The sequence below is a fragment of the Halanaerobium saccharolyticum genome, from assembly GCF_004362045.1.
GTDB classification, from domain to species: Bacteria; Bacillota; Halanaerobiia; order Halanaerobiales; family Halanaerobiaceae; genus Halanaerobium; species Halanaerobium saccharolyticum_C.
Genome location: NZ_SNWX01000003.1, coordinates 180,734 through 202,513, shown reverse-complemented (window position 1 = coordinate 202,513; position 21,780 = coordinate 180,734). Strand labels below are relative to the sequence as shown.

The 21,780-nt window shown below is 35.5% G+C and carries 19 protein-coding genes; all 19 read right to left on the bottom strand.

What is annotated here, in order from left to right; translation table 11 throughout:
- Positions 1-95 precede the first annotated feature (95 nt).
- The 19 genes from gpmI to DFR79_RS03535 all read right to left on the bottom strand — a co-directional run bounded on the left by gpmI (position 96) and on the right by DFR79_RS03535 (position 21,777).
- The gene (gene gpmI / locus DFR79_RS03625; RefSeq protein WP_133514142.1) at positions 96-1,661 is read right to left on the bottom strand and encodes a 2,3-bisphosphoglycerate-independent phosphoglycerate mutase; all 1,566 of its coding nucleotides are present in this window, start codon (positions 1,659-1,661) and stop codon (positions 96-98) included.
- A gap of 27 nt (positions 1,662-1,688) precedes the next feature.
- A complete protein-coding gene (tpiA, locus tag DFR79_RS03620) occupies positions 1,689-2,453 on the bottom strand; it encodes a triose-phosphate isomerase (protein WP_133514141.1) in 765 nt (254 codons plus the stop codon).
- 87 nt (positions 2,454-2,540) lie between these two features.
- Positions 2,541-3,725, bottom strand: coding sequence for a phosphoglycerate kinase (locus tag DFR79_RS03615; RefSeq protein WP_133514140.1), 1,185 nt, complete (start codon positions 3,723-3,725; stop codon positions 2,541-2,543).
- Positions 3,726-3,875: 150 nt separating this feature from the next.
- Positions 3,876-4,868 (bottom strand): type I glyceraldehyde-3-phosphate dehydrogenase, encoded by a 993-nt coding sequence (gene gap, locus DFR79_RS03610; protein WP_133514139.1) that lies wholly within the window; start codon positions 4,866-4,868, stop codon positions 3,876-3,878.
- A 91-nt stretch (positions 4,869-4,959) separates the two neighbouring features.
- Positions 4,960-6,009 (bottom strand): sugar-binding transcriptional regulator, encoded by a 1,050-nt coding sequence (locus tag DFR79_RS03605; RefSeq protein ID WP_133514138.1) that lies wholly within the window; start codon positions 6,007-6,009, stop codon positions 4,960-4,962.
- 148 nt (positions 6,010-6,157) lie between these two features.
- The gene (gene whiA, locus DFR79_RS03600; protein ID WP_133514137.1) at positions 6,158-7,081 is read right to left on the bottom strand and encodes a DNA-binding protein WhiA; all 924 of its coding nucleotides are present in this window, start codon (positions 7,079-7,081) and stop codon (positions 6,158-6,160) included.
- Positions 7,082-7,149: 68 nt separating this feature from the next.
- On the bottom strand, positions 7,150-8,430 hold the full coding sequence (locus DFR79_RS03595; RefSeq protein WP_133514136.1) for a gluconeogenesis factor YvcK family protein: 1,281 nt from the start codon (positions 8,428-8,430) through the stop codon (positions 7,150-7,152).
- Between the two features lie 48 nt (positions 8,431-8,478).
- A complete protein-coding gene (gene rapZ / locus DFR79_RS03590; RefSeq protein WP_133514135.1) occupies positions 8,479-9,327 on the bottom strand; it encodes an RNase adapter RapZ in 849 nt (282 codons plus the stop codon).
- Between the two features lie 45 nt (positions 9,328-9,372).
- Positions 9,373-10,338: a squalene/phytoene synthase family protein gene (locus DFR79_RS03585; RefSeq protein WP_133514134.1), complete on the bottom strand. Its 966-nt coding sequence runs from the start codon at positions 10,336-10,338 to the stop codon at positions 9,373-9,375.
- Positions 10,339-10,378: 40 nt separating this feature from the next.
- Positions 10,379-11,317 carry a glucodextranase DOMON-like domain-containing protein gene (locus DFR79_RS03580; protein ID WP_133514133.1) on the bottom strand — a complete coding sequence of 313 codons (939 nt, stop codon included), beginning with the start codon at positions 11,315-11,317 and terminating at the stop codon, positions 10,379-10,381.
- Positions 11,318-11,343: 26 nt separating this feature from the next.
- On the bottom strand, positions 11,344-12,261 hold the full coding sequence (gene hprK / locus DFR79_RS03575; RefSeq protein ID WP_133514132.1) for an HPr(Ser) kinase/phosphatase: 918 nt from the start codon (positions 12,259-12,261) through the stop codon (positions 11,344-11,346).
- Entirely contained in the window at positions 12,254-13,228 is a 975-nt protein-coding gene (locus DFR79_RS03570; protein WP_133514131.1) for an ROK family protein, read from the bottom strand. Before DFR79_RS03570 ends, hprK begins: the two co-directional genes overlap by 8 nt.
- 39 nt (positions 13,229-13,267) lie before the next feature.
- Positions 13,268-13,930, bottom strand: a complete 663-nt coding sequence (locus tag DFR79_RS03565; protein ID WP_133514130.1) for a hypothetical protein — start codon at positions 13,928-13,930, stop codon at positions 13,268-13,270.
- Between the two features lie 98 nt (positions 13,931-14,028).
- The gene (locus DFR79_RS03560; protein ID WP_133514129.1) at positions 14,029-14,853 is read right to left on the bottom strand and encodes a Cof-type HAD-IIB family hydrolase; all 825 of its coding nucleotides are present in this window, start codon (positions 14,851-14,853) and stop codon (positions 14,029-14,031) included.
- A gap of 76 nt (positions 14,854-14,929) precedes the next feature.
- Complete coding sequence (glyA, locus tag DFR79_RS03555; protein ID WP_133514128.1) at positions 14,930-16,159, bottom strand: serine hydroxymethyltransferase; 1,230 nt, start codon at positions 16,157-16,159, stop codon at positions 14,930-14,932.
- 236 nt (positions 16,160-16,395) lie between these two features.
- Positions 16,396-16,566 carry a DUF362 domain-containing protein gene (locus tag DFR79_RS03550; RefSeq protein WP_111571979.1) on the bottom strand — a complete coding sequence of 57 codons (171 nt, stop codon included), beginning with the start codon at positions 16,564-16,566 and terminating at the stop codon, positions 16,396-16,398.
- A 218-nt stretch (positions 16,567-16,784) separates the two neighbouring features.
- Entirely contained in the window at positions 16,785-18,185 is a 1,401-nt protein-coding gene (locus tag DFR79_RS03545; protein WP_133514127.1) for a DUF1302 family protein, read from the bottom strand.
- 63 nt (positions 18,186-18,248) lie between these two features.
- The gene (locus DFR79_RS03540; RefSeq protein ID WP_133514126.1) at positions 18,249-19,064 is read right to left on the bottom strand and encodes an outer membrane lipoprotein-sorting protein; all 816 of its coding nucleotides are present in this window, start codon (positions 19,062-19,064) and stop codon (positions 18,249-18,251) included.
- Between the two features lie 28 nt (positions 19,065-19,092).
- Positions 19,093-21,777 carry an efflux RND transporter permease subunit gene (locus DFR79_RS03535; protein WP_133514125.1) on the bottom strand — a complete coding sequence of 895 codons (2,685 nt, stop codon included), beginning with the start codon at positions 21,775-21,777 and terminating at the stop codon, positions 19,093-19,095.
- Between the last annotated feature and the right edge of the window lie 3 nt (positions 21,778-21,780).

The following is a 21,780-nucleotide window of genomic DNA, read 5'->3' as shown; positions in this document are numbered from 1 at the left end:
CATTAATTGACCTCCTTATAATTTTACAGTGAAACTATTTTTAAGTTATGTTTGGACAGAGACAGCAGAAACTGTCTCTGTTTATTAATTAATTTTTAACGATTTTTCTTTTCTTTTTCAATATCTATTAGCAGTGATTCTCCTGTCATTTTTTCCGGCTGCTCGATTCCCAGTATCTCTAACATTGTGGGAGCCAAATCAGCCAGTTTACCAGAAGCAATTGCTTTATTCTCCGGTCCACCTACATAATAGAGTGGAACAATATTAGCAGTATGAGCTGTAAATGGAGAACCATCTTTTTCTTCTTTCATTTTTTCTCCATTACCATGATCAGAGGTAATCAAAGCCTGGCCGCCTTTATCTAAAATAGCGGGAACAATTTTTGAAAGACATTCATCTACTGTTTCTACAGCTTCAATAGCTGCGTCCATATAGCCTGTATGTCCAACCATATCTATATTAGCATAGTTTAAGATAATTACATCATACTCTTCTGCTTCAATTTTTTCTAAGAGCCTATCAGTTACCTCATAAGCACTCATTTCCGGCTGCATCTCATATGTTGCAACCTGAGGGGAAGGAATTAAAATACGATCTTCACCTTCATTTGGTTCTTCAACTCCTCCATTAAAGAAGAAAGTAACATGAGCATATTTTTCTGTTTCAGCAATTCGCAGCTGTTTTAAACCTTCCCGGCTTAGAACATCTCCCAGTCCATCTTCGATTTCTACTGGCTCAAAGGCAACAGGTAAATCGAATTCTTCATCATACTCTGTCATTGTCACATAGTAAAGATCTTCGGGATGTTCTGGCTCCCGCTCAAAGCCCTCAAAACCGTCAATAGTTAAAGCCTTGGTGATCTGACGGGCTCTATCCGCTCTAAAATTGAAGAAAATTACGGAATCATGATCATTCATTGGACCTACAGGTTCTCCATTTTCGGTGATAACTGTGGGTACAACAAATTCATCTTCCACATCCTCTTTATAAGAAGCTTCTACAGCTTTGACAGCATTTTCTGCTTTATTTCCTTCTCCCAGAACTAACATATCATATGATTTTTTAGTTCTCTCCCAGCGGTTATCACGATCCATGGTATAATAACGACCGCTGACAGTTGCAATCCTGCCGGTACCAACTCTATCCAGCTCTTCCTGAAGTTCTTTTAAATAACCTGTACCGCTGGTAGGTGGAGTATCTCGACCATCTAAGATTGGATGGATATATACTTTTTCCAGGCCAGCTCGATCAGCCATCTCGATTAAACCAAAAAGATGTTTAATATGGCTGTGGACACCACCATCAGATAAAAGTCCGATTAAGTGCAGGGCGCCATCATTTTCTTTAGCATGATCTACTGCTTTTTTAAGTGCCTCATTGTCCAGCAGATGTTTTTCTTCTACCGCTTTATTAATTCTTGTAAAATCCTGATAAACTATGCGGCCGGCACCAATATTTAAGTGTCCAACCTCAGAGTTACCCATCTGACCTTCCGGGAGACCAACAGCCTCTCCTGAAGGTTTCAAAATTGAATGTGGATATTCTTTATTTAATTTATCCAGAAAAGGAGTATCTGCCTGATAGACAGCATTTCCCTCTGCGTTTTCGTTTATTCCCAGCCCATCTGCAATAATCAGGGCCAGGGGTTTAGGTCTTGCCATAATAATCCTCCTTATAGTCTTACTTATTTACTTATAGATTTCGGCAGTTTTTAAAATAATCTCAGAAAAAGAATCTGCTTCTAAGCTGGCTCCACCAACTAAAGCACCATCAATTTCTGGCTGAGCCATAATTTCTTCTACATTATGAGGTTTAACACTACCGCCATATTGAATCCTGATCTTATCAGCAGCCTCAGGATATTTTTTTCTGATATTGTCTCTAATAATTCCAATTACACGATTAGCTTCCTCAGCAGAAGCAGTCTCACCTGTACCAATTGCCCAGATAGGTTCATAAGCAATTACTACAGCTGCAGCTTCTTCCTCACTTAATCCTGCCAGAGCAGAATCAACCTGGAAGTTAACCTTTGCTTCTATTTGTTCAGCTTTTCTTTCTTCTAAAGTTTCACCTACACAGACAATTGGCTTCACACCATGTTCCAGGGCAGATAAAACTTTTTTATTTACCTCATAATCACTTTCACCGAAAATTTCTCTTCTTTCTGAATGGCCGACGATAGTATATTCTATATCACTATCAGCCAGCATCTTAGCAGAAATTTCGCCGGTATAAGCACCGGAATCTTTCCAGTAAATATTTTCAGCACCTGTCACAAGGTCACTATCCTGAGCAGCTTCCTTAACTGTTGTTAGACAGAGAGCTGTTGGACAGATACCCATTTCGACATTATCTACATTTGTAACTTTAGGTTTTAAAGCAGTAATCATTGCTTCCGCTTCTTTAACATTTTTATTCATTTTCCAGTTTCCACAGATAAATGGTTTACGCATTAATATTCCTCCTCAAATTTTGCCTGAACAACAAAAATTTAGATTCGAATTTATTCAATATAAATTAAGTAATGATTGAATTTGAAATTATTCAACATCGTCAAGTGCAGCTACACCGGGAAGCTCTTTACCTTCAAAGAACATCAGGGAAGCTCCACCACCGGTAGAAATATGACTCATCTTATCAGCTACACCAGCCTCATTAATTGCTGCAGCAGAATCTCCACCACCGATTACAGAATGTGCATCTGATTCAGCTAATGCCTTTGCTAATTCAACAGTTCCCTTAGCAAATTTCTCCATTTCGAAGACTCCTAATGGCCCATTCCAGATAACTGTTTTAGCATTTTTAATAATTTCTTTATATTTTTCTAAGCTCTGAGGGCCGCCGCAGTCTAAAATCTGCCAGCCAGCAGGAACTTCTTCAACAGAAACAGTTTTTGTATTTGCATCATTGGAAAAATCATCAGCAATTACAACATCAATCGGAAGTACAATCTCAACTCCCTTTTCTTCTGCTTCTGTCATTAATTCTTTAGCCAGATCAACTTTGTCAGCTTCTACCAGAGAATCTCCAACTTCATAACCTTTGGCAAGCAGGAAGGTATTGGCAATTCCACCGGCAACAATTAGTTTATCAACTTTGGTGATTAAGTTTTTAATTACATCAATTTTATCAGAAACCTTGGCTCCACCCATAATTGCCACAAAAGGACTTTCGGGATTTTCCATAACTTCACCTAAGGCATTTAATTCTCTCTGCATTAAGAAACCTGCAGCAGCTGGCAAATAATCTGTGACACCAACTGTTGTTGCATGAGCTCGATGGGCAGCACCAAAGGCATCATTTACATAAAGATCAGCAAGTGAAGCTAATTCTTTTGCAAATTCTGGATCATTTTTCTTTTCTCCAGCATGGAAACGACTGTTTTCTAATAACATTACCTCTCCATTTTCTAAACTGTCAGCAGCTTTTTTTACTTCTTCACCGATACAGTCATCAGCTTTTTTTACTTCTTTGTTTAATAAGTTAGCCAGTGCTTTAGCAACTGGATCCATTTTTAAATCATCTTTAGGCTCTCCACCTGGACGACCAAGATGAGAAATCAGCAGCACTTTTGCATCTTCTTTGATTAAGTATTCAATTGTTGGTAGAGCAGCTCTAATTCTTGTTTTATCACCAACAACACCATCTTTAAGAGGAACATTAAAATCAACTCTTACCAGGACTTTCTTTCCTTTAAAGTCCATATCTTTAAGTGTTTTTTTCATTTTTATACCTCCGTTATTAATTAGCTATTACTAATTTTTTGAAAATAAGCTTAAAGCTAAATATCTATCTCTAAAAATAAGTTAAAAATTTATTGAGAAAATTTCAGGGCAGGCTAATAAGCCCTACCCTGAAATAATTTTATATTTAAATTACAGCTTTAATGATAAATCTACAACTCTATTTGCATAACTTAACTCATTGTCATACCAGGAGATAACTTTAACCATGTTACCGTTAATAACCATAGTAGATTGAGCATCAATCATAGAAGATTCGAACTGGCCCATAATGTCTCTGGAAACTAATTCATCTTCTGTATAACCAATAATCCCCTTCATGTCTCCTTCTGCTTTTTCTTTAAACATTGCATTTACTTCTTCAACTGTTACGTCTTTTTCTAGAGTAAATACTCCATCTACACAGGATCCATCAGGTACTGGAACACGAATAGCCATTCCGTCAATTTTACCATCTAACTCAGGCAGTACTTTAGTTGTTGCAATAGCAGCACCTGTAGTTGTAGGAATAATATTCTCAGCAGCAGCTCTACCTCTTCTTGTTTTCCCAGCTGGCATATCCAGGATAGCCTGACTTGTAGTATAACCGTGAACTGTAGTGATTAGACCTTTTTCAATTCCAAACTCATCATTTAAGGCCTTAGCTAAAGGTGCCAGACAGTTTGTTGTACAGGATGCATTGGAAACAATTAAGTCATCATCGGAAAGATCATCATCATTAACACCAAGTACAATAGTGTTATCAATTTTATCTTTAGCAGGTACAGTTAAAAGAACTTTCTTCGCACCAGCTTCAATATGCTGCATTAACTGATCTTTTTTGCGGAATACACCTGTTGATTCGATTACAACATCAATATCATACTCGCCCCATGGTAATTCTTTAGGATCTTTAATGGCAGATACTTTAATTGTTTTACCATTAACTACTAAGTTACCAGCTTCTATTTCTACTGTACCATCAAAACGGCCGTGTACAGAATCATACTTTAATAAGTAAGCTAAGTTTTCAACATCTACTAAATCATTAATTGCAACGATTTCAATGTCTTCTCCTCTTTTTTCTACTAATCTTAAGTAACCTCTACCAATTCTTCCAAAACCATTAATTGCTACTTTTTTCATTATTAATTCCTCCTTATAATTGATGAATCATTTACAAATTAATTTATTAAACAAAGACTTAAAAAATTTGAAAGTTTATAACCTGCTGATTTTAATTTGCCAGCCTGTCTTCGGCCTCACCTCCTTTAAGAGAGATAATTTTTCGGGCTGTAATTTCATCAGTAATTAAAATATCCTGGTATTTAGGAGACACTGCAGAAATTATTGCTTCTGCTTTATTTTCTCCACCTGCAACCACAATCACTTTATTTATTGCCTGCAGGTCATCCAGGTTTAAGCCAACACTTGTAGTAGAATAAATTATCTCACCCTGAGAGTTGAAATAAAAGCCAAAGGCTTCTCCAACTGCTCCTGCCTTAATGAGATCTTCTATCTCCTGCTCATCCATTCCCCGGCGTCCTGCCATATCTGCAGCAGTTCCAACTCCGTGGATTAAAATATTGGCTCTTTTTAAAATTTCTAAAGTTTTCTTAATTGTTGGTTCTTTTGTTATATGATAAATATTTTCTTCAGCCATATTGTCCGGAATATGCAGCAGATGATAACTGCCTCCAAGTTTTTTAGCAATCTTGGCAGCAATTGTATTGGCCTGAATTTCGACATCTTCACTCAGACCACCTCGTCCAGGAACTACTGTTACATCTCGAGATTCTGCACTGTAGCTCATCTCAGCTGCCACCTGGGCCAGAGTCGTCCCTCCTGTAACAGCAAGTATATCTCCATTTTTTATCTCCTGCTGTAAAAGCTGTGAAGCCATACGTCCAATTTCTGCTTTTAAATCTCCGGCCGGAACAGCCCCGTTAACCAGTTTTACTTTTTCTATCCCCAGAATATTCTCCAGCCTTTTTTCCAGATGACTGATATCTCTTAACTCTTTTATATACTCATCTAATTCTATCAGAAATTCCTCTCCAATTCTAGTTATCTGAGTACCTGCAGGGGTAATAGTTATCAAAGCATTTTTCTCAAAAAACTCCAGATCATTGCGGATCGTTCTTTCGCTGAGACCAAGTATCCTGGCCAGAGCTCTTCTGCCAATAGGCTGATTGTAATAAATACCACGTAAAATGTTGTATCTTTGCTGGGCTGTCTTAACAATTTCCGGTACAATTTTTTGCTGAATTTTAAACAGTTTATTCATGTTTAACCTCCGAGCTGGAACGTTTTTGTCCAAATGGAACAAAATTGTCCCGATACAGCCAAAAACAAAGCTGATCTTTAAATCAGCAGCAAGTTTGATATATTTTTGTCAACTTCCAAATTATATTATATCATCTTTTGAAATAATTTCAAGTTAAATCTTCAGCAATCTTTTTAATTCTTCGCAGACGATGATTTACCCCTGATTTGCTGAGGTCCAGAATATCTCCCAATTCCTTTAATGATGCATAAGGATTGGCTCTGCGAAGTTCCGCTATTTCCTGCAGTCCGGGACTTAATGTTTCCAGTCCTTCTTTTCTTTCTATAATATCTATATATTCCAGCTGATCCATAGCAGCTGAAACTGATTTTTCCAGATTTGCTGTCTCAAAATTAACCCGACGGTTAACATCATTTTTTAGCTCCTTGACAATATGATCATTTTCCATTTTTAGCATTGCCTGATGGGCTCCAATAATGTTCAGTACTTTGACTACTTCAGCATAACTCTTAAAGTAAATCACCTGATAACCCTTATGCTCAGTTTGATGAGCTTCTAAGTCAAATTTAGCAAGTAAAACTTTTAAATCTTCCGCCACACTCTCCCGTTCACAGCGAAATTCTAAATGATATTCGCTCTGAGGACTGTTAACAGATCCACCTCCTAAAAATAAGCCCCGTAAATATGCCTGAGATAATTTGCGGGAAGCTAAATATTCTTCTTTAATATGAAAAACCAGATTATTATCTGGAGTTAAAAACCCGAGCTCAAGCAAAAATTCTCTAACACCCGGCTGAGGAGTTACAATAATATCATAGCTGTGGCTTAAGTTGAATCTTCTATCCTGTCTAACCCTGATTTCAATACTAAAGCCAAAACGCTCCTTTATTAAGGAATAAATTCTGCGGGCCAGATTTCCATGGTAAAGTGTTACTTTAACAGCCAGATGTTTATTTGAAATCTGAATTGAACCATCTATTCTAATTAAGGCGGAAAGTTCAGCCAGCTGTTCCTGATAATCAAATTTATCTTTATGTGTTAACTCTTCTTTGACCTGATCAGTAAAAGACATTTTTATCACCTTTAAAATCTATAATTGTTGTTTAAACTTAAAAATTGTTTTTATATTATTAATCTATTTTAGTTATATTTTTTATTTAAATCATAAATCAACTCTGCCAGTGCCTGAGGATCATGACGTAAATAGCTGTCTTTTTTTAAAAGATCTGCTTCAATTATTTTAAGATCCAGATCCTGTAAACGCTGATGATCTATTTGAACCGAATAAGCTCCTTCAGCCTCATATTTCTGGCGCAGTTCTTCAGTTCCCTGTCGATTATTAACAATAATGTAATCAAAAACTCCACTACCACAGTGGTCTATTATTGCCTGAGCATGATCAGCAGCAGTATAGCCATCTGTTTCTCCTGGCTGGGTCATAACATTACATATATATAGTTTCAGAGCCTCACTTTTTTTGATTTCTGCTGCAATTCCTTTAACCAGCAGATTCGGTAAAATACTGGTATAAAGACTGCCGGGACCAATAACAATTACATCTGCTTTTTTGATGGATTCTCTTACTTCAGGGGTAGTACTCGCATTTTCCGGATACAGAAAGACTCTATTGATCTCCTTATTATAAACCGGGATAGCCGATTCCCCTATTCTTTCTTCCTGATCATGATAAACTGCTCCCAGTTTGATATCTTCATTTGTAGCTGGTAAAACTTTACCCCTAATTGCCAGCACTTTGCTGGAAGCTCTAACAGCTTCTTCAAAATCACCCAGCACTTCAGTCATCGCTGCAATATATAAATTGCCAAAGCTGTGACCTTCCAGTCCCCCTTCTGCTTCAAAGCGGTGCTGAAATAGTTTTTCCATTAGCGGTTCTCTGTCAGCAAGAGCTACCAGACAGTTTCGAATATCACCGGGAGGTAAAATCCCCATTTCATCTCTCAACCGACCTGAACTGCCGCCATCATCCGCCACTGTGACGACTGCTGTCAGATTATCACTATTTGTTTTTAGGCCCCGCAGAAGATTCGAGAGACCTGTTCCACCACCAAAAGCCACTATTTCCGGACCTCTGTTAGATCTTCTTTTTTCATATAATAGATCAAGTATTTCTCCATGTGGAGTAATATGGGTATTAAACTCTAACCTGATCTTGACTAAAGAATAATAAGTTAAAGTAATACCACTTAAAATCATTATCACCGCAGTAAATTTGAGAATAAATCCTGCCTGATTTCCAAAGATATTGCTCAAGATAGCTAATAAATTATTAGCTACATAAACACTCAAATCAAAACCAAACAAAGGGGTAATTCCCAGACTAATTAAAATAAAGGCAAATATCATTACCAAAAACCATCTTTTAACACCCAAACCTGGAAAAAACCATTTTGGCAGGTTCATAATTACACTTCCTTCTAGTAATTGCTTTTTAATACTCATATAAAACTTTTACTTTTCGATATCTCGGTGTTCCAGATTAATGTTAAATTCTTTGTCTGATAAAAATTCTGCCAGCTTATTGACCGTTGTAACTGAGCGGTGCTTACCACCAGTACAGCCAATAGCAATAGATAAATGACTCTTACCTTCTTTTTTATATTCAGGCAGTAAGAAATCTATTAAATCAAAAAATTTATCATAAAATTTATCAGTTATCGGCCACTTCAATACATAATCTTGAACTACCTGGTCATTGCCTGTTTTTTCTCTTAAAGATTCTACATAATGAGGGTTTGGTAAAAAACGAACATCCATTACTAAATCAGCATCCCGGGGTATACCATACTTAAAGCCAAAGGAAATCAAACTTAAATGCAGTAAATTTTTATCCTCTTCCGCAAAAAAAGATTGATTTAGTTCTTGCTGCAGCTCTGAAATTTTTAATTCTCCCGTGTCAATAATTTTAGTTGCCCTTCCCCGCAGTTCTTCTAATAATTTTCTTTCTCGCTCAATAGCATCCAATATTCTTCCCTCTTCATCAAGTGGATGGCGTCTTCTACTCTCCTTATATCTTCTGATTAAAACATCATCTGAAGCTTCCAGAAAAAGAATATTGTAATTTAAGTTCATTTTTTCTATTTTTGCAAGTTCCTCAAAAAGTTCATTAAAAAACTCTCGTCCCCTAATATCACTGACCAGAGCAATTTTATCTAAATCTGACTGGAGACATAATTCTGCAAACTTTGAAATTAAAGCCGGCGGTAAATTATCCACACAAAAATAACCTCTATCTTCAAAATAATTTAAGGCCAGAGACTTTCCTGCTCCTGACATGCCCGTAATAAGTAAAAAATCCATCTGAAATTATTCTCCTTTCTAAAAGAAAATCTCTACTTTATAAATTTAATATTTATTTATCTGCTCCAGTAAATATTTTTCCGGAGCCCTTATTATATTTAAAAATGTTAATTTAGAGGTTTTGACCGGTTTGTTCCCATAAAATACATCAGGATTGTTTTTCAGCTTCTCCATAGTAGCCAGTCCCAGAGCATTATTAACAGCAAAAAACTTTTTATAACCTTTAAGTTCAGCCGGCAGAGCCTGATAATATTTCCTTAAAGCTGGAATATGAGTTTTTAAATCGGCCAGCATTTTTTCTAAAGCAGCAAGAGCCTGCTTTTTATAACTGGGATCAATAAGTTCTTTTTCACTAATTCCTAAATCTTTTAAAGGCCAGAAATGTTTATCTCTGCTCTCTAAATCTTCTCTAATATCTCTAATCAAATTAACTTTCTGTAAAAATAAACCTGCCTGGTTAAAATTATCCATTAATCTTTTTTTATTCTGAGCTTCAATTTCAAATTTATAAATAATAGTTTCAGTCAAAAATCCTCCGACTGTACCGGCAACATAATAACAGTATTCATCCAGTTCTGAAAAAGTTTCTACCTTTTTGCTTAAATATTTCTGCATACCCTGATTCATTTCCTGCAGCCATTTATGAGAAATATCCTGAATCTCAGGTTCAAAACTTTGATAACTCCTGTAGATCAAATCAATATTCTCAGTTAATTCCCGCAGTGAATCTTTTTCTATTAAGCTGCTCTTTTCTTTAATAATTGCAAAATCAGAACTGCGATCATATTCTGCGGTAGAAAAGATTCTGCTGACTCGGTCCATCATTTCCTGCTGCAGTTTAAGATCAGGTGGATGAATTTCATCCTCAAAATTATCTAAAATTCTATCCTGGAGATAGGTCAGAAGAATTTCATCTTTAATCTCGTCATCTAACATTGGAATTGTCAGAGCAAAACTGCGGGATACTTTTTTTAATATCTCTCTGGCATATTTCATTGGCTCTGCTGTCATTATCTCACCTCTTTAAAAGTTCAAATTTAAAAGTTCAAAGTTATTTATTATAATTAAATTTATAAAGCACAAAAATTAGAATCAATATGTAAAGAAAAAGTATTGATAAAGAAATTTTATTTAATGGCTGCAGCTGATCTACAAGAGTCGGCTGTCTGGCGGGCCGTTCATTTCCAATTTTTAAATACGGCAGGGCTGGTAACTCACCCCTCAATATTTTTTTTTGACTTCGACCTCCAGGGACCAAAAGATCCAGAACTCTGGTAGACTTTGAATTTGAAATATTGCTTTTCGAATATACCTGCCAGGAGCTTCTGCTTTTGGATATTGAACGAAAATGATCATAGCCAAAAGGATCAAAACTGCCTACCATTACAATGATTTTACTTTGCTGCAGAGAATCAATCACACTTTTCGGTATTTTTAAAAATAGATTATTATCTTTTCTCCGCAGACTAAGATCTCCATTTGAAACCGGATTACTGAGTGATAACTCGTTAATATTCAATAAATTTTCCTGTTTACTGTCCGGATTAAATAACCTGACCCACCAGCCGCTTATTTTTATTAATTTATTCCACTTAAAATCTTCTTTAAATCTGACATTAGCTCCCTCCTGAAAAAGTTGACTACTGCCACCATTTTGATGATCAATATAAATTTCGATTAAAGGTAATGAAAATCCATACTTAGCTCCCCAGGGATCAGTTAAATTAGTAAATGCAAAGCGAATTTTATATTCAGCTTCAGCTTCATAGATCGTCATCGACCTCAGATCAAATAAATGTCCTTTATTCTGGAAGATATGATACTGGGGATAATCATAATTTCCAGGCCCATAATCGTCACCAATTCCATCAAGGTGATTAAAAATCACTCTATAATTTTTTGCACTGGCAGCTGCAGGTAAAATAAAAAGACAGATAATAAATAGAATCACTAGTTTTTGCCTTTTGTTTTTTATTTTTTTTAAAGCCATTTTCACACCTCTACTAAAATCATTCTCTATCTATTCATTATATTCTCTGTAAAATCAACTGCAGCATTATAGCCCATTGTTTTCATTCTATAATTCATGGCTGCCACTTCCAACACTAAAGCCAGATTTCTACCTGGTTTTACTGGAATTACAATTTCATCAATTTCTAAATCCATAATTGCTGTTTTACGGCTGTCAATACCAAGTCTTTCATATTCTTCTCCATCTTTCCATCTTTCCAATTTAATTGCAAGATTAATTGGAGATTCGTGTTTTACTGCCCCGGCTCCAAATAAAGTTTTAACATTAATTATGCCAATACCGCGCATCTCCAGAAAATAACGAGAATTGTTAGGTGCTGTACCACTTAAACGCAGCTCACCTATTTTTTTGATTTCAATTATATCATCAGCAACCAGACGGTGGCCTCTTTTAACCAGCTCTATTGCTGTCTCACTTTTACCGATTCCACTCTGGCCTTTAATTAAGACTCCTATTCCATAGATATCTACCAGAACTCCATGAATAACCTTGACCGGCGCCAATTTTTCTTCCAGATAGTTTAAAAGCATACTGCTAAATCTGGTTGTAGAAATTTCTGTCGAAAGAACAGGAATCCCTTTCTGATTTGCTCTTTCCAGCAGATAATCAGGAATATGTTCTCCCCGGGCAACTATGATGCAGACTGGATTGTAGTCTACATACTCTTCGATTCTTTCCTGCAGGATCTGCTCATCAAGTCCCCGTAGAAAAGAAAGCTCGGTTCTTCCAATTAAATTAACCCGCTCCGGTACAAAGTGCTTCCAGAAACCGGCCAGTTCAATCCCCGGTCTCTTAATATCGCTTACTTTAACCTCTCTTTTAATACCAGAACGACCGGCTTTAATTTCCAGATCAAAGCGGTTGAAAATATCAAGCACTAATACTTTATCTTCATCAATCATTTTTTTTCAACCTGTCTTCCATTGCCACAGCTATAGCACCCATTAAACCAATATCAGAACCAAGCTCAGCTTCTTTTACTGTAACCATTTCTAAAGAGCCAGCCAGCGCTATATCTTCCATAGTTTTAATCGCCGTCTCTAAAAATAGATCTGAAGCCTTCATTACTCCCCCACCAAGAATTATCATCTCAGTATTAAAAGTATTTACAACATTACCTAAACCAATACCCAGGTGATAACCGGCATTTTCAAAAATTTCCTTAGCTGCCTGATCACCCTGATAGGCAGCCTGGGCACAGATAACTGCATCTATATCCTCAATAATATTATCTGCCAGCTCCAGCATTTCTTTACTCTGCCCAGCTGCTGCAGCCTCTCGCGCTCTCTTACCAATAGAAGTCCCGGAAGAAAAAGCCTCCAGACAGCCGTGATTTCCACAACCACAGAGTGGACCATCAGGATCAATTACTGTATGACCTACCTCACAGGCATTATCATTAATCCCGCTAAACAGTTCCCTGTTAATAATTGCTCCACCACCAATACCAGTGGAAATAGTTATGTAAACCATATTATCAACACTTTTACCGGCACCAAACCATTTTTCCCCCAGTGCAGCCGCATTAGCATCATTTTTTAAGAGAGTTTTAATTCCCAGAGCTGACTCAATTTTCTCAACTAAAGGAACATTTTTCCAGGGTAAATTAGCATTCTCGATGATAATTCCCTTTTTGGCATCAAGTGGTCCCGGACTGCCAATCCCCAGTGTTCTAACCTCATCTCGGTCAACATCTGCTTTTTTAAGTACAGCTTCTATTGTTGCTATCATGTTTTCTATTATTTTATCTTCTCCCAGATTAGCTTCAGTATCTCTGCGAGCTCTTGTAATAATCTTTCCCTCACTATCGGCAAGACCGGTTAAAATTTTTGTTCCACCAAGATCCAGTCCTAAATAATATTCTTTCATTACTATTCCCCTTTCACAAAATTTATAGATAATTATATTTTAATATTTTTCCAGCACTTCTTTAGTACCCTGAATAATCAATAAGCCAATGATCCCAATAAATCCAGCCGGAAGACCAATACCAATCACAATTAAAATCACAGTTAACAGGAAAATTGCCAGAAACCAGAGCAGAGAAAATATTATATTATCCAGACTGAGAATAACTGCATTTTTAAAGATATCCTTAAGCGGTCTATCTCCCTGAATAATCAACAGTCCCCACAAATAAGCCTGATAAATTGAAAAATAAATTAATAAATAGGCAAATAAAAAAGCAAAGGCTAAAAGCCAGATGTTCTCCTGTCCCTTTAATAAAAAGAAACGCAAATCTACTACAAAAATTATATATAAAATAACTGAAATCAAGAAAACTAAAAACCCACGCCAGAAATTATTTTTAAAATAAGCAAAGAGTGATTTAAAAGCAACCCTTCCTTCTTCCAAAATCTCATTAACACCATACAGTGATGTTAAAAATACCGGACCTAAAAAGATAAGTGGTAATAAAATAATTAAATACCAGCCGCTCTGTAAGCCAATAAAAACAGCAAATAATAAAACAGAACTAATAACAAACCAGGCTACACTGAGCAGCACAAGTTTAAATAAATCTTCATAGAAATCTTTAAATGTAGATTTTAAAATCGAAAAAATTTCCAAGTCAACCCCTCCAATTTTCATTAAATATTTAACTCAACCACTATCTTTGATTATAACATAAATAGCTTATAAATGCATAATTCTGAGTGCTTTCTCAGCTATTTTAAATTATCCAGATCGAGATCAAGGTCAAAATATTTTTTTAAATATCTAGCTATACCAAGATCATCATGATTGGAGGCTGTATCATCAGCCTGTTCCAGCAGTTCCGGGTGAGCATTCTGCATTGCAATACCCCGACCTGCCCATTCAATCATTGTCAGATCATTTAAACCATCTCCAAAAATCATAACTTCTTCTGGTTTAATATTGAAATCTGCTGCTAATTTTTTAATTGGTACTGCCTTAGACATATCCTTTTTTGTAATTTCAATAAAAGAGGGATAGGAAGAAGAAAGTTCAATTTCATTTTTGAAATTATTTTCTAAAAAGTGATTAATTTCAAGCTGCTTATCTTTATCCTCTTCAATTATCAGCATCTTTGTTGGTTCAGCACTCAAAAATTGATCCAGATTACCCACGGCATTAGCTTTGATTCCAGAAATTTCTTCATACCTGTCAGTAAATTCATTTTCTTCAGCTACATATAACTGATCATCAATATAAAGCTGCAGATGATAGTCATTCTTAACTACCATTTTTGTAATTTTTTTAGCAATCTCTAAAGGAATAGGAGCATGAAAAATCTGCTCTTGATTTTTGGGGTCAACTACCAGAGCACCATTATAGGTTATTATGGGATCCACAATCCCCAGTTGATCAGTATGAGGTTTAGCAGAACAGTACATTCTACCTGTTGCTACCAGGGTTCTAATTCCTTTTTCTCTTATCATTTTAACTGCCTCAATAGTTTTTTCCTGCAGCTGATGTTCTGCATCCAATAAAGTTCCATCCAGGTCAAAGACAATCATTTTAACATCCATTATATCACCTTTTTCTTATATTCTAAAAAAATAGCCGGGTTCCCCCGGCCCAATTAAATATTAGCCTATCTAAAATTTACTCCATAAACTGAGCAGAAAAAGCATGAACCTCATTTTTCATTTCTTTAAGTGCTGCTTCATTTTCAAGATTCTTTAAGGCTTCAAAAATAAACTCAGCAATTTTTTTCATGTCTTTTTCTTTCATCCCTCTTGTGGTAACAGCTGGTGTTCCAATTCTAATCCCACTTGTTACAAACGGGCTTTTAGTCTCAAAAGGAATTGTGTTTTTATTAACTGTAATTCCCACTTTATCTAGAGCTTCCTCTGCTTCCTTCCCAGTTATCTCCATATTATTTAAATCAACAAGCATCATATGATTATCCGTTCCCCCAGACACAAGCCGCATACCATAACTTTTTAATGCCTCGGCCAGAGTATAAGCATTATCAATAATCTGCTGCTGATATTCCATAAATTCATCTGTTAGAGCTTCTTTAAATGAAACAGCTTTGGCAGCAATAATATGCATTAGTGGTCCTCCCTGCAGCCCCGGGAAAATGGCCTTATCAATAGCTCTGGCATATTTTTCTTTGCAGAGAATCATTCCACCTCTGGTTCCTCTTAATGTTTTATGAGTTGTTGTTGTCACAAAATCTGCTGCTTCAACAGGATTAGGATGTAAATCAGCGGCTACCAGACCGGCAATATGGGCCATATCTACCATAAATAAAGCTCCAACCGAATCAGCAATTTCTTTAAATGTTTTAAAGTTGATTACCCTCGGATAGGCACTGGCTCCAGCAACAATCAAATCCGGCTGGTGTTCTTCGGCCAGGGCTCTTACCTGATCATAGTCAATAATTTCTTTTTCTTTAGTTACTCCATAATGGACAAAATTATAATATGTACCTGACATATTAACCGGGCTGCCGTGAGTTAAATGGCCCCCATGAGTTAAATCCATTGCCAAAATCGTTCCTCCCTGGGGTACCTGAGAAAAATAAACCGCCTGATTTGCCTGGGAACCAGAATGGGGCTGGACATTAGCATGTTCAGCACCAAATAATTCTTTGGCCCTTTTAATGGCCAGTTCTTCTGCCTTATCAACCACCTCACAGCCTCCATAATATCTTTTGTGAGGATAACCTTCTGCATATTTGTTGGTCAGGGCTGAACCAGCTGCCTCCATTACAGCAGAACTAACAAAGTTTTCTGAAGCGATTAATTCAATGTTTTGAGCCTGTCTTTTTTCTTCTTCTGCAATAATAGCTGCTATTTCCGGATCAATTTTTTTAAGTTCCTGCATTCAAAGCTCATCTCCTTAATTTAGTGATAAAGACTTATTTATGTATTAACAATAATGGTTAACACTTTAATTGATTGATATTAATTATACTTCTCTTAATATAAATATACTTCTCTAAAATAACTTTAAATCCTGCTTAATTTCTAGCTTCTTTTTTGAATAAAATTTAAAAATCTGACATTTTAAAATGAAAAAGACCGGAGAAAATACCCCGGTTTTTTCAAAAATTTATAAACTTATGCCTGGCTGATAACATCTACCGGACAAACTGATACACAAGCTGCACAATCGATGCAGTCATCAGCATCGATTTCATACTGGGTATCTCCTTCACTGATACAATCTACAGGGCATTCTGGCGCACAGGCGCCACACATAATACAACCATCGGAAATTACATGAGCCATTTATTGTTCACCTCCTGCTATTCAGCTTCCTAAAAATTATTTGTAAAAAGTTCACAAAACTATTATATCCAGAGAGTACTAAAATGTCAACTGCTTTACAATTTTGAAAATTGCTTTATTAATAATGTTTGTTGATTAAATCCTGTTAGGCTAAAATTCCTCTGCCTAAGGATAAATTTTAGCCTAACCTTATATTTTATAATGGCTAAGCCTCATCGTTAAAAACTATAACTTAAAGTAAAAGCTGAATAGTCATTGTCTTCAAATTGACCAAAAGTAGTATCTCGATCACCGCTAAAAATTTTATGAGATACTGTTAGAACTAAATCCTGTTTTAGCTCATAATCAACTGCTGCTTCCAGAGTATAATCGTGTTCACTTAAGTTATAAACCCAGGTGAGCTGGGGAATAATCTTTTTGTTTTGATAACTATCTTCTAATTTCAGGACAGCTCTATTTGTAGTATAATCTCCATCTTCATTATACTGCAGATCAATATTAGTTCGCTTTCCATTTATAGAGGCTATATTATTTCCTATCTGATCATCATCCAGTATTTTCTCTCCTATAAACTGCAGATTTAAATTAAGGTTGCTGATAGGAAGATCGCGATCACCACCAATTACCCAGGCTATTTTGTTATTCCTAACTGCTGGATCACTGCCCTCAGTATCATCGGTTCTGTAGTAAGCCAGTTCAAACCGGCTGTTAATATCAGCAATTACTCGAGCCAGCTCAAAACCAAAAACACCAACTTCATTATACTGCAGATCAGCAGCTTCTAAAACAGAGTCAAAACTGGAACTACCTGCCTTAAAGTCTTTAAATTCTGCCATAAGAGCTGCTTTATCATAACTGGGCTCTCGTAAATATCCATTATAATAACTAAAACCATAATCGGTTCCACCCCGGGTGCCAGTATAGCGGAGAGCAAATTGGTTTTCCTCATCTGCTGCAGATTCCTTTACCTGATTAATAATCTCAGTTGTACTTAAACCAGTAGCTCTTTCTAACTCGGGCAGACTCATTTGTCTGGAAAATGGATTAATAATCCAGCTGCCTAAAGGACTATCTGGATCTTCTGGCAGACGATTGGGAGTAAAATCAGGTGTATAAACAAACTCTAAATTTGCGTTTCCTCCCCGGAAGTAACGATCAATTTTAATCATTTCTTCTCCAATTTGTCGCTCTTTGTAATCAGGATTTATAAAATCACTCAGATCTTCTGCATTCAAATTATCAACAACATGCAGCTGATCTCCTTTACCCCAGATAACAATATTTTTACCAATCAAAAAATTATATTTAGCTCCATAATACTTATAATAGAGTTCTTTAAATTCTATTTCCTTAACAGCCCCGGGTTGAAAATCCAATAAGGACTTAAAAGCATGAGTCTGACCGGGATAGGAAATATCAAGATTGCCGTCTAAGTTTTCATTGATCTCTCCCTCCGAAAATATTCGAAACTGGGGATTAAGTTCACCACTAATTTCTGTTTCAGTTTCTTCCTGCTTCTCATAAAAACTCATACCTCCCTGGGCAGCAGCAGAAGCACTGCCAATTAAAAGGACAACTGCGGCTGCTAATATAATCAACTTAGCTTTATTTTTTAACATTATATCACTTCCCTATTAGATAGTATTTTATCTCTTTCTTTGTTTAACTGATGAGACCGAAATTTATCTTCCCGTTCTAAGGAACTGTTGAGTAAACCTGCTGTCATCAATATTCTTATTATATTCCAGCAGATAATTACCACCGCGCTGCTGAATATATAAGCGCGTACTGTGACCTGTTTCTAAATTTTCCATTGTGGCAGAAAATGCAGTCCAGATCCCATCAATTTTTTGGATCTCACTATTAACTGTCATCACTTTATACAGTTTCTGGCTTTCTTTATCATACATTTCCAATTTAATTGGAATATAATGTTTTTTTGTGACCCAGGAAATTGTTTTTGCATACTGTTCAGCTGCTGGGTTTTTTGGTACTGCCTCTACTACATAGGTCTGGTAACCATTAAATTTTTCTTCCCGCAGCAATTCATATTTAAAATCATTAATATCTCTAGATTTTAAATCATCATAGGTAAAATCTGTTCCCATAAAGGAATCACTACCCTGACCCCCAGCAATCCTTCGAACTCTTCCTAAATCAGGTAAATAGATCCACTGATCATCATCTGAATTTTTATTTTCTATCTGTAAAAAACGAGTCCCTTCAATGGACGCTGGCTCATGAAAAACCATTACACTTTCCCTTAAATTATTTTTATTTTCCTGAGACCAGATTTCTACAACTCTTGCTCTGACATTACCTTCCTGATCAATGAGATCCATCCCGAGCAGAGCATGCTGAGTTTCTCCACTCTTTCTATCTTCTACTCTCTCCATTACCTCACGCCCATTAATGGCTGTAGCTGAGAATGAAACTGTAAAAACCATCAAAACAGTTAATAAAACTAAGGTGTATCGATAATCTAATATTTTTCTCATTTTTAATTCCTCCTCTTATTATTTAACTTTATTTTTTAATAAACTTTGGTTTAAATAGATTTAATAATAGTGGTAAAATTGTCATTGAAGCAAGTGAAGATGTAAACATAGTTACTGCTACTAATAATCCCAGATAAACAAGAGGATAAAAGTTCGAAAATAAAAGCACCAAAAACCCTGCTGCTACAGAAATTGCATTAAAGATAATTGCCTTACCTGTAGAAGCTAAAGTATCTCTTGTTACCTGATGTAAGTCCTCATTTTTCAATCTATTTTGATGATAACTGTGCAGAAAATGAATAGTATAGTCTACCCCAATCCCGATTGCGATTGAAGCAACCATTGCTGTTCCAACATCTAATTTAATTCCAAAGTGACCCATTAAACCAAAATTGATAATCAGGGAAAATGCCAGCGGTATAATTCCATATATACCAGCAATAATTGATTTAAATGATAAAGCTACGATAATAAATACTATCAAAAAGGAAATTGCAATACTTCTTATCTGACTGCCTACAATTAATCTATTTGCTTCCAGAGCCATTGTTGCATATCCGGAAACAGTTGTTTTATAGCCTTCAGGAAAGTTCTGGCTGCTGTAATTATCTATTTTCTTTTTTATTTTAAAAGCTGTTATATTACTGGGATCTTTAATTTGAACCAGCATCTGTGCTTTATCTGGTTCCAACTGATTATTGATTAAATCATCAACACTCCCGGAATAAAGAAGTAAATATTGGGAAATTAAATTGCTTAAATCCTCCATTGATTCAGCTCCATATTTTTTTAAATCATTTGGAATTTCATAATATGCTGCCCCATTATAATTCATTTCTACTTTTAAAAGTTCAACCATTTCGGCAGCTGTTAAGTTTAACTTCTCCCCTCTTGCAATAGCACTGCTTAATAGTTTTATAAATTTTAATTCAGAAATCTTTTTCTCTTTATCAGGCCCTTCAATTATTTGTTTTTGAATTTGATTCTGACTTTCTTCTTCATTTTCCTGATAAAAACTTGAACCTGCTTTCGAACTTGAGTCTGAGCTTTTATAAAAAGAAGAAGTTGTCTTTTCATTATTATCCTCATTATCTTCGGAGCTGTCACCCTGGTAAAAGGATGAAGTGTCCTCAGCAGTATCATCATTTGTACTGCCCTTATTTCCGGTCTGCGATTTTGTATTGGCTGCTGGATAATGCAGCACCTGGTTCATTCTTTTAATATAATCACTAATAGATGTAGCCTTCCCTACTGAAACAAAATCACTTTCTAAATTTTGCTGTAAGTTATCCATTTCAGTTAAAATTTTCGGATTATTTAGACTCCCTCTCTCTTCTCCTTCTATTAAAACCTTCATAATATTTGTGCCAGCAAAATTATTATTAATAAAATTATCTGCCTGTCTTATTTCACTACTTTCTTTAAACATTTCAATCAAAGGTGTATCAACAACTATTTTATTAAAACCCATAACAGAAATTATAACAATTAATACAGCAGTTATAATAATTGTAATTCGTCTTTTACTATAAAAATTATGAAGACTAAAAATTAATGATTCAAAATGATTCAATTTATTGAAATTATTATTTTTTTTAGATAATCTATTTAGCATCAGTAAAGATGGGATTAAAAATAGAGCCATTAAAAAAGCAGCTATAATACCAATTGCCGTAAAGATACCAAAAGTTTTGATTGGAACTATCTTGCTGGAAGCAAGAGAACCAAAACCAACAAAAGTAGTTAGGGCAGCTAAAAAAACTGGTTTTCCCAGATGATTAATTGTGGAAATAATAATTTCTTTATTTTTTTCCGCTGTAAAATCCTTATCTAATTCTGCCAGACCATCATAATAGTGACTTAAAATATGAATTCCATAAGCACTGCCAACCGCCAGTAAAAGAACCGGGATCACTGTCGAAACAAGAGTCAAATTTATACCAAGATAGGCCATTAACCCAACAGCCCAGATGGTGCTGATACTTACTGTTAACATAACCAATAAGACAGGTAATATTTTTTGAAAAAATAGATATAAGGTCAAAATTAAAACAAATGTTATAATTGGGATCAAAAATCGTATATCCTGAATCATATGATCTCCCATTAAGACATTCACTGCTGTAGACCCAGAAATATAAGTTTCAACTCCCTGATCCTGATAACTATCTACAATTTTTTTTACCTGATAAAACACTCTGCTTTCTTCATCTGCACTTAATTTTTTACTGAGAGTTATTAAAAGCTGTGTTGACTTAAAATCTTTAGAATAAAGATTGTTCTGATAAAGATCCCAACTTAAAACTTTTTCTTTTAAATTGATTATTTCACTTTCACTCCGGGGTAAATCTTTAACCAGTGGTTCAACAATCATTCCTTCCGCTGTACCTTCAATATAATCTACATTAGTGAGAGAACGAACTTCCTCAACATTTTTTAGCTTTTCGATTTCTGCTGTTAAATTTTTAATAACTTTAAGGTTTTTAGTTTCAAATATTGATCCCTGATCAAACTTAACTGCGGTTACCAGCCCTTCACTTGCTCCAAAAATATCTTTTAACTGATTATTACTCATTTTAACCGGATTATTATCAGGCAGAAAAACTTCAATATCATTATTTATTTCTAGATCAGGCAGCTGAAATAAAAAAAATAAGGTTATTAAAAAAATTACAGTGATTATTAATTTATTGTGTTTTAATATCTTTTCCATTTT

What these genes read in the sequence shown, in the direction of transcription:
- gpmI (WP_133514142.1), bottom strand. Translation starts at nt 1,661, where the DNA reads ATGGCAAGACCTAAACCCCTGGCCCTGATTATTGCAGATGGGCTGGGA.
- tpiA (WP_133514141.1), bottom strand. Translation starts at nt 2,453, where the DNA reads ATGCGTAAACCATTTATCTGTGGAAACTGGAAAATGAATAAAAATGTT.
- DFR79_RS03615 (WP_133514140.1), bottom strand. Translation starts at nt 3,725, where the DNA reads ATGAAAAAAACACTTAAAGATATGGACTTTAAAGGAAAGAAAGTCCTG.
- gap (WP_133514139.1), bottom strand. Translation starts at nt 4,868, where the DNA reads ATGAAAAAAGTAGCAATTAATGGTTTTGGAAGAATTGGTAGAGGTTAC.
- DFR79_RS03605 (WP_133514138.1), bottom strand. Translation starts at nt 6,009, where the DNA reads ATGAATAAACTGTTTAAAATTCAGCAAAAAATTGTACCGGAAATTGTT.
- whiA (WP_133514137.1), bottom strand. Translation starts at nt 7,081, where the DNA reads ATGTCTTTTACTGATCAGGTCAAAGAAGAGTTAACACATAAAGATAAA.
- DFR79_RS03595 (WP_133514136.1), bottom strand. Translation starts at nt 8,430, where the DNA reads ATGAACCTGCCAAAATGGTTTTTTCCAGGTTTGGGTGTTAAAAGATGG.
- rapZ (WP_133514135.1), bottom strand. Translation starts at nt 9,327, where the DNA reads ATGGATTTTTTACTTATTACGGGCATGTCAGGAGCAGGAAAGTCTCTG.
- DFR79_RS03585 (WP_133514134.1), bottom strand. Translation starts at nt 10,338, where the DNA reads ATGACAGCAGAGCCAATGAAATATGCCAGAGAGATATTAAAAAAAGTA.
- DFR79_RS03580 (WP_133514133.1), bottom strand. Translation starts at nt 11,317, where the DNA reads ATGGCTTTAAAAAAAATAAAAAACAAAAGGCAAAAACTAGTGATTCTA.
- hprK (WP_133514132.1), bottom strand. Translation starts at nt 12,261, where the DNA reads ATGATTGATGAAGATAAAGTATTAGTGCTTGATATTTTCAACCGCTTT.
- DFR79_RS03570 (WP_133514131.1), bottom strand. Translation starts at nt 13,228, where the DNA reads ATGAAAGAATATTATTTAGGACTGGATCTTGGTGGAACAAAAATTTTA.
- DFR79_RS03560 (WP_133514129.1), bottom strand. Translation starts at nt 14,853, where the DNA reads ATGGATGTTAAAATGATTGTCTTTGACCTGGATGGAACTTTATTGGAT.
- glyA (WP_133514128.1), bottom strand. Translation starts at nt 16,159, where the DNA reads ATGCAGGAACTTAAAAAAATTGATCCGGAAATAGCAGCTATTATTGCA.
- DFR79_RS03550 (WP_111571979.1), bottom strand. Translation starts at nt 16,566, where the DNA reads ATGGCTCATGTAATTTCCGATGGTTGTATTATGTGTGGCGCCTGTGCG.
- DFR79_RS03545 (WP_133514127.1), bottom strand. Translation starts at nt 18,185, where the DNA reads ATGTTAAAAAATAAAGCTAAGTTGATTATATTAGCAGCCGCAGTTGTC.
- DFR79_RS03540 (WP_133514126.1), bottom strand. Translation starts at nt 19,064, where the DNA reads ATGAGAAAAATATTAGATTATCGATACACCTTAGTTTTATTAACTGTT.
- DFR79_RS03535 (WP_133514125.1), bottom strand. Translation starts at nt 21,777, where the DNA reads ATGGAAAAGATATTAAAACACAATAAATTAATAATCACTGTAATTTTT.